Origin of the sequence: Jannaschia rubra (assembly GCF_001403735.1) — a bacterium.
Taxonomy (GTDB): Bacteria; Pseudomonadota; Alphaproteobacteria; order Rhodobacterales; family Rhodobacteraceae; genus Jannaschia; species Jannaschia rubra.
In genome coordinates this window covers 98,608-114,093 of sequence record NZ_CXPG01000020.1, presented here as the reverse complement: position 1 = coordinate 114,093, position 15,486 = coordinate 98,608, and the positions used below count along the sequence as shown (strand labels likewise).

Annotated in this window: 12 protein-coding genes and 1 tRNA gene; 3 read left to right on the top strand and 10 right to left on the bottom strand. The window is 68.2% G+C overall.

Annotated features, from left to right (window positions below):
• Window positions 1-128: 128 nt before the first annotated feature.
• From JAN5088_RS10180 to JAN5088_RS10145, 8 genes are all read right to left on the bottom strand, one after another.
• The gene (locus tag JAN5088_RS10180) at window positions 129-989 is read right to left on the bottom strand and encodes an SDR family oxidoreductase (protein ID WP_055682709.1); all 861 of its coding nucleotides are present in this window, start codon (window positions 987-989) and stop codon (window positions 129-131) included.
• Window positions 986-2,002 (bottom strand): tRNA epoxyqueuosine(34) reductase QueG, encoded by a 1,017-nt coding sequence (gene queG, locus JAN5088_RS10175; RefSeq protein WP_055682708.1) that lies wholly within the window; start codon window positions 2,000-2,002, stop codon window positions 986-988. Before queG ends, JAN5088_RS10180 begins: the two co-directional genes overlap by 4 nt.
• Window positions 1,999-2,664, bottom strand: coding sequence for an FtsZ-binding protein FzlA (gene fzlA, locus JAN5088_RS10170; protein WP_055682707.1), 666 nt, complete (start codon window positions 2,662-2,664; stop codon window positions 1,999-2,001). The genes queG and fzlA overlap by 4 nt, the downstream gene beginning before the upstream one ends.
• 35 nt (window positions 2,665-2,699) lie before the next feature.
• Entirely contained in the window at window positions 2,700-3,437 is a 738-nt protein-coding gene (gene mtgA / locus JAN5088_RS10165; RefSeq protein WP_055682706.1) for a monofunctional biosynthetic peptidoglycan transglycosylase, read from the bottom strand.
• A gap of 92 nt (window positions 3,438-3,529) precedes the next feature.
• Window positions 3,530-8,068, bottom strand: a complete 4,539-nt coding sequence (gene gltB, locus JAN5088_RS10160) for a glutamate synthase large subunit (protein WP_055682705.1) — start codon at window positions 8,066-8,068, stop codon at window positions 3,530-3,532.
• 1 nt (window position 8,069) lies between these two features.
• Complete coding sequence (locus JAN5088_RS10155; RefSeq protein WP_055682704.1) at window positions 8,070-8,483, bottom strand: GFA family protein; 414 nt, start codon at window positions 8,481-8,483, stop codon at window positions 8,070-8,072.
• Window positions 8,480-9,220, bottom strand: coding sequence for a hypothetical protein (locus JAN5088_RS10150; protein ID WP_143114629.1), 741 nt, complete (start codon window positions 9,218-9,220; stop codon window positions 8,480-8,482). The genes JAN5088_RS10155 and JAN5088_RS10150 overlap by 4 nt, the downstream gene beginning before the upstream one ends.
• 30 nt (window positions 9,221-9,250) lie before the next feature.
• Window positions 9,251-10,717, bottom strand: a complete 1,467-nt coding sequence (locus JAN5088_RS10145; protein WP_055682702.1) for an NAD(P)-dependent oxidoreductase — start codon at window positions 10,715-10,717, stop codon at window positions 9,251-9,253.
• 217 nt (window positions 10,718-10,934) lie between these two features.
• Here JAN5088_RS10145 and JAN5088_RS10140 point away from each other — a divergent pair, with 217 nt between their 5' ends.
• Window positions 10,935-11,735 carry an undecaprenyl-diphosphate phosphatase gene (locus JAN5088_RS10140; RefSeq protein ID WP_055682701.1) on the top strand — a complete coding sequence of 267 codons (801 nt, stop codon included), beginning with the start codon at window positions 10,935-10,937 and terminating at the stop codon, window positions 11,733-11,735.
• A gap of 10 nt (window positions 11,736-11,745) precedes the next feature.
• Here the strand turns inward: JAN5088_RS10140 and JAN5088_RS10135 are convergent, their stop codons facing one another.
• Window positions 11,746-12,723: a complex I NDUFA9 subunit family protein gene (locus JAN5088_RS10135; RefSeq protein WP_055682700.1), complete on the bottom strand. Its 978-nt coding sequence runs from the start codon at window positions 12,721-12,723 to the stop codon at window positions 11,746-11,748.
• A 125-nt stretch (window positions 12,724-12,848) separates the two neighbouring features.
• Between JAN5088_RS10135 and JAN5088_RS10130 the strand changes: the two genes are divergently transcribed.
• Window positions 12,849-12,935, top strand: a tRNA-Leu gene (locus JAN5088_RS10130).
• 148 nt (window positions 12,936-13,083) lie between these two features.
• Here the strand turns inward: JAN5088_RS10130 and JAN5088_RS10125 are convergent.
• Window positions 13,084-14,280: an ROK family transcriptional regulator gene (locus tag JAN5088_RS10125; RefSeq protein ID WP_055682699.1), complete on the bottom strand. Its 1,197-nt coding sequence runs from the start codon at window positions 14,278-14,280 to the stop codon at window positions 13,084-13,086.
• Window positions 14,281-14,427: 147 nt separating this feature from the next.
• Between JAN5088_RS10125 and JAN5088_RS10120 the strand changes: the two genes are divergently transcribed.
• Complete coding sequence (locus JAN5088_RS10120) at window positions 14,428-15,438, top strand: sugar ABC transporter substrate-binding protein (protein ID WP_055682698.1); 1,011 nt, start codon at window positions 14,428-14,430, stop codon at window positions 15,436-15,438.
• The last annotated feature ends 48 nt before the right edge of the window (window positions 15,439-15,486 follow it).

Sequence of the window (15,486 nt, the reverse complement as noted above, 5' to 3'; positions counted from 1 at the left end):
GCGGTCGCGCCTGCACCGAGGGCGAGAACGCCCCGGCGTGTATGATTGGTCATGTCTGCCTGCACTCTTGATGTTGCACTGTCCGATCCCAGCCTACCGCAATTGCCGCAAGAAAGGAACAGGTTGCATCACGCCGTGTCGTCGTCGCGTCCGCGCCGCAACAGGTCCGCGAGCCCCGCGCGATAGTCGGGATGGCGCAGCCGGACACCCAGGTCGTTCTTGATCCGATCGTTCTGCACACGCTTCGACTCGGCGTAGAAACTGCGTGCCATGGGCGACATGTCGGCGGCGTCGAACGGCACCTCGGGCGGAAGGGGCAGGCCAAGCAGATGCGCGGCATGGCCGATGACGTCCTGCGGCGGTGCAGGGTCGTCGTCGCAGACGTTGTAGATGGTGCCCGGATCGGGGCGGTCGATGCTCGCCAGCAGGACCTGCGCGATGTCGTCCACATGGATGCGGCTGAACACCTGGCCCGGCTTGACGATGCGCCGCGCCGTTCCCTCGCGCACCTTGGCGAAGGGTCCGCGACCGGGGCCGTAGATGCCGGCCAGGCGGAAGATGTGCAGCGGCGCGTCCAGTGCCTGCCACGCGGCCTCGGCCGCGACCCGTGCGCGCCCGCGGCGGGTGGAGGGGGTCAGGGCGGTCGTCTCGTCCACCCAGCCGCCGCCGTGGTCGCCGTAGACCCCCGTGGTCGAAAGGTATCCGACCCACTCCTTCGTCCGCAGCCCCGTGGCCAGCAGGTCGCCGTATTCGCGCAGCACCGGGTCGCCGTCCCCGTCCGGCCCGGCCGATACCAGCACATGCGACGCGCGGCCCAATGCATCGGCGAGCGGCGCACCGAAGATCAGCGGCTCGACCCCTTCGGCGCGCAGGGCCGCGGCCTTCTCGTCCGACCGTGTCGTGCCGATGACCGTCCAGCCCCGCGCCAGCAGCAGGGGTGCCAGCGCCCGCGCCGAATAGCCATGGCCGAAGGACAGAAGCACGCTCACAGCCGGTCCACCGCCCAGCGCGCCGCATCGGCCACGGCCACGTCCGCATCGTCGCAAAGCGCTTGCGCCACCGGCTTCAATCGCGCCAGCCCCGAGTTGCCGATCGCATAGCACACGTTTCGCACCATCCTGTCGCGTCCGATCCGCTTGATCGGGCTGCCGCTGAACCTGTCACGGAAGGCCGCGTCGTCCAGCCTGGCCAGCTCCTCCAGCGGCGGTGCGCGGTGCGGCCCGTGATAGCGCATGTCGGACGCGCCGACCGCGAACTTGTTCCAGGGGCAGATGGCCAGGCAGTCGTCGCAGCCATAGATGCGGTTGCCGAGCGCCGGGCGCAGCGTCGCATCCACCGGGCCGCGATGCTCGATGGTCAGGTAGGAGATGCAGCGCCGCGCATCGAGGCGGAAGGGCGCGGGAAAGGCATCGGTGGGGCAGATGTCGAGGCACTTGGTGCAGCTTCCGCAATGCTCGCCTTCGGCCGCATCCGGCTCCAGCACCTCGGTGGTGAAGATCGCGCCCAGGAACACCCAGTTGCCGAAGTCGCGCGACAGGAGGTTGGTGTGCTTGCCCTGCCAGCCCAGCCCCGCCGCCTGCGCCAGCGGCTTTTCCATTACCGGGGCCGTGTCCACGAAGACCTTCACCTCGCAGCCCGCCTCGGCCACCATCCAGCGTGCCAGGCGTTTCAGCGCCTTCTTGACGATGTCGTGGTAGTCGCGCCCTTGGGCATAGACGCTGACCGCGCCCCGGTCGGGCCGGGTCAGGTCGTCGAGCGGGTCATGGTCGGGCGCATAGGAGTGGGCAAGCATGACGACCGACCGCGCCTCGGGCCAAAGGCTCGCCGGGTCGCCGCGCCAGGCCACACGCTCGTCCATCCAGGCCATCTGGCCGTGACTGCCGTCATCGAGGAACCGGTGCAGACGGCCGGGCGCGTCGGGAATGGCGTCGGGCCTGCAGACGCCCATCCGCACGAACCCCGCCTCCCGCGCTTCCGCCTCCAGCCGCGCCCGAAGGCTCAAAAGTCCAGGTCCGCGTAGTGCTTCGCGGGCCGGAAGCCGGGCACGACATCGGCCAGGATCGACCGGAAGGCCGGGCGTGACTTGATCTTTGCGTACCAGTCGCGCACCGCCTGGTTGCGGTTCCAGTCCACGTCCGACGAATAGTCGAGACACGACAGGTGCGCCGCCGCCGCGAAATCGGCGAGGGTCAGGTCGGACCCCGCGAGCCAGCGGTTCCGGTCGAGCAGCCAGCCCATGTAGTCGAGGTGGAACTTGATCGCCTTCACGCCGTTCTTGACGTTGGCGCCGTCCGGGTATCCCGCCCGCGTCAGCTTCTTGTTCACCCGCTCGTAGACCAGCTTCGACGTCACCTCCTGATGGAACTTGTCGTCGAACCAGGCGACCAGCCGGCGCACCTCGGCACGCGGCCCGGCCTCGCGCGGCATCAGCGCCGGCTCGGGGTGCGTCTCCTCCAGGTATTCGCAGATCGCGGTGCTGTCCGAGAGCGTCAGCCCGTCGATGCGCAGCACGGGCACCTTTCCGGCAGGGTTGCGGCGCAGGAATTCCGACGACGCCTCCCAATAGCGCTCGTCGACCAGCTCCACCTCGAGCTTCTTCTCGGCGAGGACGAGCCGGACCTTGCGGCAGAACGGCGACAGGGCGAATTGATAGAGCTGTATCATGGTGCCTCAGGGCATGCCCTGCCCCGTCGCGCTTTTCAATCCTCGAAGCACACCGCGCGCCCATCGGCGCGGATCGTGGCCGCTCCGCTGGCGATGGACCGGGCGCGGCGGTCGATGAAATCGGTGGGCCGGGCGGCGTCTCGCTCCTTTGGGTTGGGCAGGATCGCGGCCAGAAGCGCCGCCTGCCGGTCGGTCAGGTCGGCCGCCCCGCGCCCGAAATATCGCCGCGCCGCGGCCTCGATACCGAAGACACCCTCGTCGAACTCGGCCACGTTCAGATAGACCTCGATCACCCGCCGCTTGGGCCAGAGCGTTTCCATCACCGGGGTGAGCGTCGTCTCCAGCGCCTTGCGGGGCCAGGACCGGCCCTGCCACAGAAAGACGTTCTTCACGACCTGCTGGCTGATGGTCGAGGCACCGCGCGTGCCGCCGTCTGCGATGGCCTCGCGGATGGCGGCGACATCGAAGCCCCAATGGCGGCAGAAGTTGGCGTCCTCCGCCGCGACCACAGACCGCGCCACGCCGCCGGGAAGGTCTTCCAGATCGACCCAGGTCCGCTTGACCCCGCCCAGACGCCCGGCTTCGGACCGGATGTAGGGTGTCGTCGGCGGATCGATCCAGCGATAGGCCAACACCCAGAGCAGAAGCAGCACCACGCCTGCGGCCGCCCCCCGCACCAGCCAGCGCCGGACTCGCCGAAGCCCCGCCGCCCCGCGCGCCCGCAGCCCGTGCTTCGATGCCCTGCGGGCCGGTTTCCTCGATTTTTTCGCCACGGGGCCAAAGACAGGCGATCCGCTTCGGGGTCAAGATGGATGAGGGGCGTTGCGGCCGAGGGGCGTGCGGCGACGCCGCCCCTCGGCCCCCGTCACTCCGCGGGGATCGCGCCCGCTTCGACGACAAGGGGCACCTTGAGATGCGGGAGCATCTCCTTCGGGCAGATCTGGAGGAAGTTTCCGACCTCCCCCTCCCAGTCCGACAGGATGCGGCGGGCGAGTTTCGAGCCGGTCTCCTCCGCGTGGCGTTCGACCAGATTGCGAAGCTGCCCTTCCCAATGGGGATGGGTGACGGGGCAGGTGACAAGCGTCTCGTGGTTCATCAGGGCGGGCGCGCGGCCATCGGGATCGTAAAGATACGCCATCCCCCCGGTCATGCCCGCGCCGAAGTTGGCCCCGACCCGGCCCAGGATCACCGCGACGCCGCCGGTCATGTATTCGCAACCGTTCGAACCGCAGCCCTCGATCACCACCTGCGCGCCGGAGTTGCGCACGGCGAACCGCTCGCCCGTGCGTCCGGCCGCGAACAGGAAGCCGTCGGTCGCGCCATAGAGGACGGTGTTGCCGATGATGGTGTTCTCGGACGCCACGAGGGGCGATTCCATCGACGGGCGCACCACGATCATGCCGCCCGACAGGCCCTTGCCCACGTAGTCGTTGGCATCCCCCGACACCTCGAGCTTCAGGCCGGGGGCGAGGAAGGCGCCGAGCGATTGTCCGGCCGACCCCTGCAGCTTGACCGTCAGGTGATCGGGTTGCAACGAATTGCGCATCCCGAAGCGGCTCACGATATGCGATGACGTGCGCGTGCCCACCGACCGCTGGGTGTTCTGCACCGCGTAGGAAAGCTGCATCTTCTCGCCCTCGTCCAGGAAACGGGCCGCATCGGCCACGATCTGCGCGTCGAGGGTGTCCAGCACGGCGTTGCGCGGGCGGTTACGGTCGTAGGTGATCCGGTCCGCCCCGTCGACGGTGATAAGGAGCGGGTTCAGGTCCAGATCGTCCAGATGCGCCGACCCCCGCGACACCTGCGTCAGCAGGTCCGCGCGGCCGATGACCTCATCGAGGCTGCGCGCCCCGATCTGGGCGAGGATCTCGCGCACCTCCTGCGCGTAGAAGGTGATGAGGTTGACCACCTTGTCGGCCGTCCCCGTGAACTTGGCCCGCAGCGCCGGGTCCTGCGTGCAGACACCCACGGGACAGGTGTTCGACTGGCACTGGCGCACCATGATGCATCCCATGGAGATCAGCGCAGCGGTGCCGATGCCGTATTCCTCGGCGCCCATCATCGCCGCCATGACGATGTCGCGCCCGGTCCGCAGGCCGCCGTCCGTCCGCAGGGTCACGCGGTCGCGGAGCTTGTTCATGGCGAGGACCTGGTGCGCCTCCGTCAGCCCCATTTCCCACGGAAGGCCCGCGTATTTGATCGAGGTGGCGGGCGATGCCCCGGTCCCGCCGTTGTGGCCCGAGATCAGGATGACGTCGGCCTTTGCCTTGGCCACCCCCGCCGCGATGGTGCCTACCCCCGACGACGCCACCAGCTTGACCGTGACCTTGGCGCGCGGGTTGATCTGCTTGAGGTCGTAGATGAGCTGCGCCAGATCCTCGATCGAATAGATGTCGTGGTGCGGCGGCGGCGAAATGAGCGTGACGCCCTTGGTCGAGTGCCGCAGCCGCGCGATCAGGTCCGTGACCTTCATGCCGGGCAGCTGCCCCCCCTCGCCGGGCTTGGCGCCCTGGGCGACCTTGATCTCAAGCTCCTCGCAATGGTTCAGGTATTCGGCGGTCACGCCGAAGCGCCCGGAGGCCACCTGCTTGATCTTGGCCGAGGGATTGTCGCCGTTCGGCTCGGGCACGAAATGAGCCGGGTCCTCGCCCCCCTCGCCCGAATCCGACTTGGCGCCGATCCGGTTCATGGCGACGTTAAGCAGCTTGTGCGCCTCGGGGCTCAGCGCGCCCAGCGACATGCCGGGCGTCACGAACCGCTTGCGGATCGAGGTGATGCTTTCCACCTCCTCGATCGGGATGGGGTCGCCCTTGGGCTTGATCGCCAGCAGGTCGCGCAGGTGGATGGGCGGGTTGGCCTGCATTGCCGTCGAATACCTCTTCCACAGCTCATAGCTGCCCCGGTCGCAGGCCGATTGCAGCATGTGCATCGTCTGCGCCTCCCAGGCGTGCTTTTCGCCGGTGCGCCGCTGCTTGTAGAAGCCACCGATGGGCAGCACGTTCGACACGCCCCGCCAGCCCTTCGCGTGGACCTGCTCGGCCTTGCGCTGGATGCCGGTGACGCCGATGCCGCTGATCCGGCTCAGCATGCCGGGGAAATACTCGGCCACCATCGCCCGGCTCAGACCCACCGCCTCGAAGTTGAGGCCGCCGCGATAGGACGACACGACGGAAATGCCCATCTTGGCCATGATCTTGAGCAGCCCCGCATCGATGGCCGCGCGGTAGCGCGCCACCGCCTCGTCCAGCGTCCCGTCCAGAAGGCCCCGGTCGATCCGGTCGGCGAGCGAATCCTGCGCCAGATAGGGGTTCACCGTAGTCGCCCCGCAGCCGATCAGCACCGCGAAGTAATGCGGGTCGATACATTCCGCCGACCGCACGTTGACCGAGCAGAAGGTCCGAAGCCCCTTGCGCGTCAGCCACGAATGGACGGCGCTGGTGGCCAGGATCATCGGCATGGCCACCCGGTCCGGGCCCTGCATCCGGTCAGTCAGGACCAGGTGCCCCGCCCCCGACCGCACCGCGTCCTCCGCCTCCTGGCGCACCCGCTCCAGTGCGGCCTGGAGCGCGCCCGGCTCAGCCCCCGCCGGGAAGGTGCAGTCGATGGTCGTCACCGACCCCTCGAAATGGGCAAACATGGCCTGGAACTGGGCGTTGCCGACGAAGGGGCTTTCCAGCACCAGGATCTCGGTCTGGGCCCCCGACTCGTCGAGCACGTTCTTGAGGTTCCCGAACCGGGTCTTGAGGCTCATCACCCGGAACTCCCGCAGGGAGTCGATGGGCGGGTTCGTCACCTGGCTGAAGTTCTGGCGGAAGAAGTGGCTCAGCGGGCGATACTGTTCCGACAGGACCGCGGCCGGCGTGTCGTCGCCCATCGAGGCCAACGCTTCCTTCCCGTCCTCCGCCATGGGCGCGAGGATCTGCTCCAGCTCCTCGACCGAATATCCCGCCGCGACCTGCCGCGACCGCAATTCGTCACCCGAATGGACGGCGGCCTCGGCCACGCCCTTGGTCACCTCCTCCAGGTCGGTGATCCGCTCGACCCATTCGCCGAAGGGGCGGTCGGCGGCCAGCTTGTCCTTGATCCCGGCGTCGCGGAACAGGGTGCCGGTCTCCATGTCCACGGCGATCATCTGGCCCGGGCCGAGCGCGCCCTTCTCGACCACCGTGGCCTCGTCCACAGGGACCATTCCCGCCTCGGACCCCGCGATCAGGACGCCGTCGCCCGTCAGCACATAGCGCATCGGCCGCAGCCCGTTCCGGTCGAGCCCCGCACAGACCCAGCGCCCGTCGGTCATGGCAAGCGCCGCCGGCCCGTCCCAGGGCTCCATCACCGCGTTGCAATAGGAGTACATGTCGCGCCAGGCCTGCGGCAGTTCGACCGCCGACTGCGACCAGCTTTCGGGCACGAGCATCGTCTTGGCCATGGGCGCCGACCGCCCGGCCCGCACCATCACCTCGAACACGGAATCGAGCGCCGCGCTGTCGCTCGCGCCCTTGGGGACGATGGGCTTGATGTCTTCGGCCAGGTCTCCGAACGTGGCGGAGGCCATGCGGATCTCATGGCTCCGCATCCAGTTCACGTTGCCCTTCAGGGTGTTGATCTCGCCGTTGTGGGCCAGCATCCGGAACGGCTGCGCCAGCCACCACTGGGGGAAGGTGTTGGTCGAATACCGCTGGTGATAGATCGCGAAGGCGCTCTCGAACCGCTCGTCCTTGAGATCGGGATAGAACTCCGCAACCTGCTCGGCCAGCATCATCCCCTTGTAGATCACGCCCCGGCACGACAGCGACGCCAGATACAGCCCCCCCACCTGCGCGGCGATGGCGGCCTTCTCGATCCGGCGGCGGATGACATAGAGCTCCCGCTCGAAGGTGTCCTCGTCCACGTCCTTGGCGTTGGAGATCAGGATCTGCTCGATCTCGGGACGCGTCGCGTTGGCCTTTTCCCCCAGGCACTCGATGTTCACCGGAACATGCCGCCAGCCATAGATGTGGTGCCCCATCCGCAGCACTTCCGATTCCACGATGGTGCGGCAAACCTCCTGCGCGGCGAAGTTGTCGCGCGGCAGGAACACCTGCCCCACGGCGATGCGGACGCCCGCCTTCGGCTCGTGGCCGGTGCGGCGGATCTGGTCGCGGAAGAACTCGACCGGGATCTGGACGTGGATGCCCGCGCCGTCCCCGGTCATCCCGTCGGCATCAACCGCGCCCCGATGCCAGATCGCCTTGAGCGCGGCGATCCCCGCCTCGACCACCCGGCGCGACCGGCGCCCGTCGACGTTGACCACCAGCCCGACCCCGCAGGAGGAATGTTCGCTCTCCTCGTGGTAGAGGCTCGCATCCGCCATGGCCCGGCGGCGTTCGACTTCGGCGCGTTCGGCGTCGGTGAAGTAATGGGTCATGTCAGCTTCCTTCCACGAAGGGGTTGTCGCGTTCGTATTCGGCGCCGGTCCGGCGCGGATGGTCGCCTGACAGACGGCACCACGCAGGCGCACTGTCGGCGTAGATTTCGGAGGTCAGCGGCCAGTCCGACGTGCCGTCGAACAGACCCGGCATCAGGTCGCAGGATCCATCCTTGTCCCGCATCCAGAGGTGGCTGCCGCAACGCGGGCAGAACGCCCGCTCCGCGAAATCCGATGATGCATGGCGCGTGACCTCGCCCGTTGCCGTGACCTCCTCGGCGGTGAAGGCCAGGAAGACCGAACCAGTCCACCGGCGGCACATGGCGCAATGACAGGCGCCGATGTCGCGCTGCACGCCCCGCGCCACGATCGTCACGGCGCCGCACAGGCACCGCCCTTCCAGCACGCCGCTCATGCCAGTTCCCCCGCATAGCGCGACAGAAGTGCGTCCGCCCGCGCTTTTCGCCCGCGAACGAGGGCGTCGATCACATCGGGCAGCAGGCCCGCCGTCTTGAGCCCGCCCGCAATGTTGTGCCGTCCCCCCGGCAGGATCCAGCGATGGACGCGGCGATGCCCCGGCATCAGCGCCAGATGTGCGACGTCCTCCGCGCAGCCGCGTGCCGCGACCAGATAGTACTGCGTCCGGCTCGCCGCGACCGTGCCGGGCAGATCGCGTTCCGGCAGGGGACCGACCGTCGCCTCCACGTCGGGCCAGCGACGGTCGCCCGACAGCGCCGGGTCCATCGAGACCTGCGGCGAAAAGGCGATGGCGCGTGTGACCCGCAGGTCACGGGGCAGCAACAGCGCGCCGTAGCCGCCCATGGAATTGCCCAGCGTCACGATCTCCTCGATCCGCTCGTCGCGTTGCAGATACCCGATCAGACCCACGATCCGGGTCCACAGATCCGGTCCGGCATACCAGCCGCCCCTGCGGTCGGTGACGAACAGGACGTTGTTCTCGCCGCCTTGCGACGCCGACATCGCAAATTCATCGAGCTTCTGCCCGCCGAACCTGGCCTTGAGGCCGGTGAAGACGACGACCATCCGCCGTGCAGAGCCCGGCAGCCAGCGCAGGGCCAGTTCCTCGTCCTTCAGCACGGTCTCGATGGTCAGCGCCATGTCTCTCTCGTCGACGGTGAATGCGTCAGCCAAGCTGACCTTTCGGATTGCCGGATCCGGTGTCTATTCCGCCGCGATGGGCGCCGCCTGCCGGGCATCGAACCGCTCCAGAATCGCATCCGCGGCCTCGCGCCCGTCGCGGATGGCCCAGACCACCAGCGATGCCCCCCGGACGATATCGCCCACGGCATAGACCCCGTCGAGCGGGGTAGCATGGGTACGGAAATCGGCCTTGATCGTGCCCCATCGGGTCACTTCCAGCTCCGGCTTCGACCACAGCGTCGGCAACTCCTCCGGCTCGAACCCCAGCGCCTTGATGACGAGGTCGGCGCCTTCGACGTAATCGCCGCCTTCGATGGCCTCCGGGCTCTGGCGGCCGGTCGCGTCGGGCTCGCCCAGTCGCATGGTCTGCACGCGCACGCCGCTCACGGCCACGCCGCCCGCCATCGCCGCCTGCGATCCCGCCTCGAACCCCGCGGGGGCGGTCAGCCAGACGAACTCGACCCCCTCCTCCTCGGCATTGGCCACCTCGCGCTGGCTGCCGGGCATGTTGCTGCGGTCTCGGCGGTACAGGCATCGGACGCTGCTCGCGCCCTGCCGGATGGCGGTGCGGACGCAGTCCATGGCGGTATCGCCGCCGCCGATGACCACGACCCGCCGCCCTTCGGCGTTCAACTCGCCCGACACGAACCCCGGCACGTCGTCGCCCAGACCGTACCGGTTCGATGCGGTCAGATAGTCGATGGCCCGCACGATCCCGCCCGCGTCGTGGTTGTCGCCCTGAAGCTCCCGCGACTTGTAGACGCCGGTGGCCACGATCACCGCGTCATGGCGCGCGCGGATCTCGTCGAAGGTGATGTCGCGCCCGACCTCGGTGTTCAGCCGGAACTCGACCCCGCCGTCGGCCAGCTGCGCGTTGCGACGCATCACGACGTCCTTCTCCAGCTTGAAGCCGGGGATGCCATAGATCATCAGGCCGCCCGCGCGGTCATGCCGGTCGTAGACCGTCACCTGCACCCCCGCCCGCCGCAGCACGTCGGCGGCGGCCAGACCGCCCGGCCCCGCGCCGATGATGCCCACCGATTCCGTCCGCTCCGCCCGGGGGCGGATCGCGGGCACCCAGCCCATCTCGAAGGCGGTATCGGTGATGTATTTCTCGACCGCGCCGATGGTGACGGTGCCATGGCCCGACTGCTCGATCACGCAGTTGCCTTCGCACAGGCGGTCCTGCGGGCAGATGCGGCCACAGATCTCGGGAAATGTGTTGGTTGCCTGACTGACCTCGTAGGCCTCCCGCAGGCGTCCTTCGGCCACCAGGCGCAACCAGTCGGGGATGTTGTTGTGCAGCGGGCAGTGCGTCTGGCAATAGGGAACGCCGCACTGGCTGCAGCGGGATGCCTGCTCGGCGGCACGCTCCGCCGCGAACTCGCGGTAGATCTCGCCGAAATCGGTACGGCGATCCTCGGCCGCGCGCTTGTCGGGCATGTGTCTGTCCGTCGTCACGAACTTCAGCATCCTGTTCGCCGCCATCCCGACCCCCTTCTGCAAATGCGCTTTCCTGAAACGTCGCTTAGCTGATGGCGAATCCGATATAAAGTCAACCGTGCTGACCTAGTTCACGATTTTTTCCCGCTTGCGCCCTTCTAGCCCCCGGTTCTGAAGAAATAAGGGTCCGCTTCGGTCTTACTTGCTGCCTTTCCCTGCCCCCGGCGGTGATTCATGGTGCGCCGAAAAAAGGCGAATCACCATGGCATTGTGGCATCTCATCCTCCTTGCGCTGGTGCAGGGCATCACCGAGTTCCTGCCCGTCTCCTCCTCCGGTCATTTGATCCTTCTGCCGGCGCTGACGGGGATGGACGATCAGGGACTGGCACTCGACATCGCGCTCCATCTCGGGACGCTGGGCGCGGTGGTGCTGTATTTCCGCCGCGACGTGGGCCGCGCGCTGAGTGGTGTGGGGGGGCTGATGCGCGGACGGCGCGGGCCGGACGAACGGCTGGCCGCAGCCCTCGCGGTGGCGACGGTGCCGGTCATCCTCGCCGGCCTGGCCCTCAAGCTGACCCTCGGGACCGAGGTGATGCGGTCGGTCGCCGTCATCGGCTGGTCCACAATCTGCTTTGGCCTTCTCCTCTGGTGGTTCGACCGTGTGGGAGCTCAGCGGCGGGCGATCGACGACTGGTCCCTGCGCGACGCTCTCGTCATGGGACTCTGGCAGGCAATCGCGCTCATTCCCGGCACGTCGCGGTCGGGGATCTGCATCACCGCCGCCCGCGCAATGGGATACGAGCGCCAGGAGGCGGCGCGCATCGCCATGCTCATGTCGATCCCGACGATCCTGGCCAGCGCGGCGCTCCTGATGCTGGACGTGGCGGCCGACCCGGGCGGCGCACTCCTGCGCGATGCGGCCGTGGCGGCGGGGCTGTCGTTCCTGGCGGCCCTCGGTGCGCTGGCGCTGATGATGCGGCTGCTCCGGTCGGTCAGCTTCACGCCCTATGTCATCTACCGACTAGCGCTCGGGGCCTTCCTGCTCGGCTGGGCCTATCTCTGACCCCGCCGCGTCACGGCTTCAGGTTGCGGGCACTGTCCTTGATGTCGGCGTACTGCCCCGACGGCCGGAACCGCCACAGATAGTCGGGCAACACGGCCTCCATCGACGTGGGCACGATGCCCAGCGCCTCGAACCCCCGTTCGCGCACGATGTTGTCGTGCCTGAGGTTCTGCACCTGATCGCGGGTCAGCGTGCCGTTGTGCAACAGCCCCCCCGTCGCCGCCTGCCCCATGTCAAGGACGCTCGCCATGATCCGGGCCGCGAAGAACGGCATCGGCAGGAGCAGCCGGCGGCGATGAATCACGCGCAGCATCAGTTGCATCAACTCGCGGAAGGTATGGATGTCCGGGCCGCCCAACTCGTAGATGCCCGCCTGCGCGCGCCCCTCCAGCGCCGCCTCGACCGCCTCGGCCACGTCGCCCACATAGACCGGCTGGAACTTCGTATCGGGGCCGACCAGGGGCACGAACGGCGACAGCCGGGTCATGCCGGCGAAGCGGTTGAAGAACTCGTCTTCGGGGCCGAACACGATCGACGGGCGCAGGATCACGGCCCCCGGCATATGCTCCAGCACCGCCGCTTCGCCCTCGGCCTTGGTGCGGGCATAGTCGCTGTGGCTGTCAGCGTCGGCACCGATGGCACTGATCTGCACCATCCGGTCGATGCCTTCCGCGGCTGCCAACCGCGCGATACGGCCTGCGCCCTCGGCCTGGACGCTGTCGAAGCCGTTCTTGCCCGACGGCGCCAGGATGCCCACGCAGTTGACGACAGCATCCGCTCCGGAGAGCGCCGCCGCGACCGAAGCATCGTCGCGGATGTTGGCGAAGACCGGCTCCACCTGGCCCACGGCCCCGTACATGCGGACGAAATGCGCTTCGTTCGGGCGGCGGACGGCGACCCTGACGCGCCATCCGGCCCGGGCCATGCGCTGCGCGACATAGCGGCCGATGAAACCGGAACCGCCGAAGATTGTGACGAGCTTCTGCATGGGGCGCCTCTCGCTTGTTCGAACCTCGGATACCGTCGGAGGAAGGTCCGGGCAAGGGCGCCGATTTTCGCAACTGACCGATTGACAGTCCCTTTTGCCAGGGATACCCACCGCGCACCGTGGATGCCCAGGTGGCGGAATTGGTAGACGCGCTGGCTTCAGGTGCCAGTTCTCGCAAGGGAGTGGAGGTTCGAGTCCTCTCCTGGGCACCACGGTCTACCACGGGAACCCCCGGAAGTCTCGGCTTCCGGGGGTTCGTGTTTTCGGGGTCCGGCGGACCACTGCGCCAACGCCGCGTCCGGCCATGCGACGAAAGCTTGTCCGTTCCGGGAACGAACGGCGCGCCGGCCGGTCCGACGCTCAGGCGATCGCCATTCCGACGTTGGTGTCGAGCAGGTACTGCGACGAGATCGGTCCCGCCGCGGCGCCGATGGCGCGGGCCTTGGCGCCGATGGTGCCGGCTTCGATCCGCGGCAGGATCAGGCCCCGACTGTCCTGGTGGACAAGGTAACGTCGGACCCGGTCAACCAGATCGGACCGGATGGACGAGGGGAAGGCGCCGTCGATCAGGACGGCTTCGAAATCCACGACCGCGCAGGTCGACAGGCAGGCGCCCGCCAGTTCCTGCGCCACCCGGCCCAGCCACGGGTCGACGTGGCGCGCCAGGGCGGACCAATCCTGTGGCTGCCGCCATAGCGCCTCCGGGTCGAGACCCGCCTCGCTCAGCCGGTCCTCCAGCAGATGGATCGACGCCGCATCGACCAGTTGCAGCCCTTCGCCGTGCGGTCCGACCGTCCGCAGCGACCCCAGCGCCCCGGCATTGCCGCGCCGCCCCTCGTAGACCGAATTGTTCAGGACGATTCCGCCGCCGATATAGGTTCCGACGAAGAAACAGGCGTAGTCGCTGAACTCCCTGCCGCGCCCATAGATGTGTTCGGCCCGGCAGGCGGCGGTGGCGTCGTTGATGATCGACACCGGCAGGTCCGAGAAGCCGGCGATCCGGTCGCGCAGGTCGACGCCCGACCAGTGGCGGAACGTCCGGCTGCGGTGGCGGACCTCGTCGCCCGACCAGAGCTCGAACGGGGCCGCGACGCCGATGCCGCCGATGCGCGCGACCTGTCGCGGCGACAGTCCCGCGCAGATTTCGGCTGTCGCAGCGGCAAGGAACGCCAGCACCTCGTCCGGATGCGGCTCCGCGTAGGGCAGACGTCGTTCCGCCCGGATCGCACCGGCGAGGTCGAGAAGGATCAGTTCCGCCGAACGCCGCCCGATCTTGAACCCCCAGGAAAGCGCGCCCTCCGGGTCGATCCGCATGGGCAGCGACGGCTTGCCGACCCGGCCCCGGACGGGATCGCCCCGCTTGAGGAACCCGTCCGCTTCCAGACCGCGCAGGATGTCCGACACCGTGGGCGCCGACAGCCCCGAAAGCCGTGCCAGATCGCTGCCCGGCAGATCCCCGTGCCGCAGGAGCAGCGACAGCAGCAGCCGGGCGTTGTGGTCGCGCACGCGTTTCTGGCTCAGGCCAGGGCTGATGGATGTGACGACCGCGCCTCTCATGGCCTTGCCTTGCTGGTTGGCCCCGATGATAGCGGTTACGGTTTACTAAGGAAAGTTTACTAATTCATTGACGGCGGCGGGGTCGCCGTGTTTCCTGATGCTGCTCGGGGCCCGGCAGGGCCAACGAAAGCGATCTGGGAGGATAAGATGAAAAGACTATTCGCAGGGACGGCGATCGCGGCCATCGCGATGGCCGGAACGGCAGCGGCGCAGGACGATGTGTCCGCCTGCCTCATCACGAAGACCGACATCAATCCCTTCTTCGTCAAGATGAAGGAAGGCGCACAGGCCGCGGCCGAGGCGGCCGGGATCGGCTTCTCCAGCTATGCAGGCCAGGTCGACGGCGACCACGAGGCCCAGGTGAATGCGGTCGAGACCTGCATCGCGGAAGGCGCCGACGGCATCCTGATCACCGCCTCCGACACCGCCGCGATTACCGACGTGATCGGCCGGGCGCGTGAGCAGGGCATCCTGGTGATCGCGCTCGACACGCCGCTCGACCCGATCGATGCGGCCGACGCGACCTTCGCCACCGACAACTTCGAGGCGGGCCGCCTGATCGGCGCCTGGGCCGCGGCAACGCTGGAGAACCCCGACGACGCGAAGATCGCGATGCTCGACCTCAACGAAAGCCAGCCGACCGTGGGCGTGTTGCGCGACCAGGGGTTCCTCACCGGCTTCGGCATCGACATCAAGGATGAGACCAAGTGGGGCGACGAGGACGACCCCCGCATCGTCGGCCACGAGGTCACGCAGGGCAACGAGGAAGGCGGCCTGCGTGCGATGGAGAACCTGCTGCTGCAGGACCCGGAGATCGACGTCGTCTATACCATCAACGAACCCGCCGCCGCGGGCGCCTACGAGGCGCTGCAATCGGCCGGGCGCGACGACGTGCTGATCGTGTCGATCGACGGCGGCTGCCCCGGCGTCCAGAACGTGCGGGACGGCGTCATCGGCGCGACGTCGCAGCAATATCCACTCGACATGGCGCGTCTCGGGATCGAGGCCATCGTGCAATACGCGGCGGACGGAACCGTGCCGGAGCCGACCGAGGGCCTCGACTTCTTCAACACCGGCGTCAACCTCGTTACCGACGCGCCGGTCGACGGGATCGAGTCGATCTCGGTCGAGGAAGGGCTCGACCGCTGCTGGGGCTGACGGCCTGACGCACCGACCGAAGCGGGGGGCGCCGTCGCGGCCCCCGCG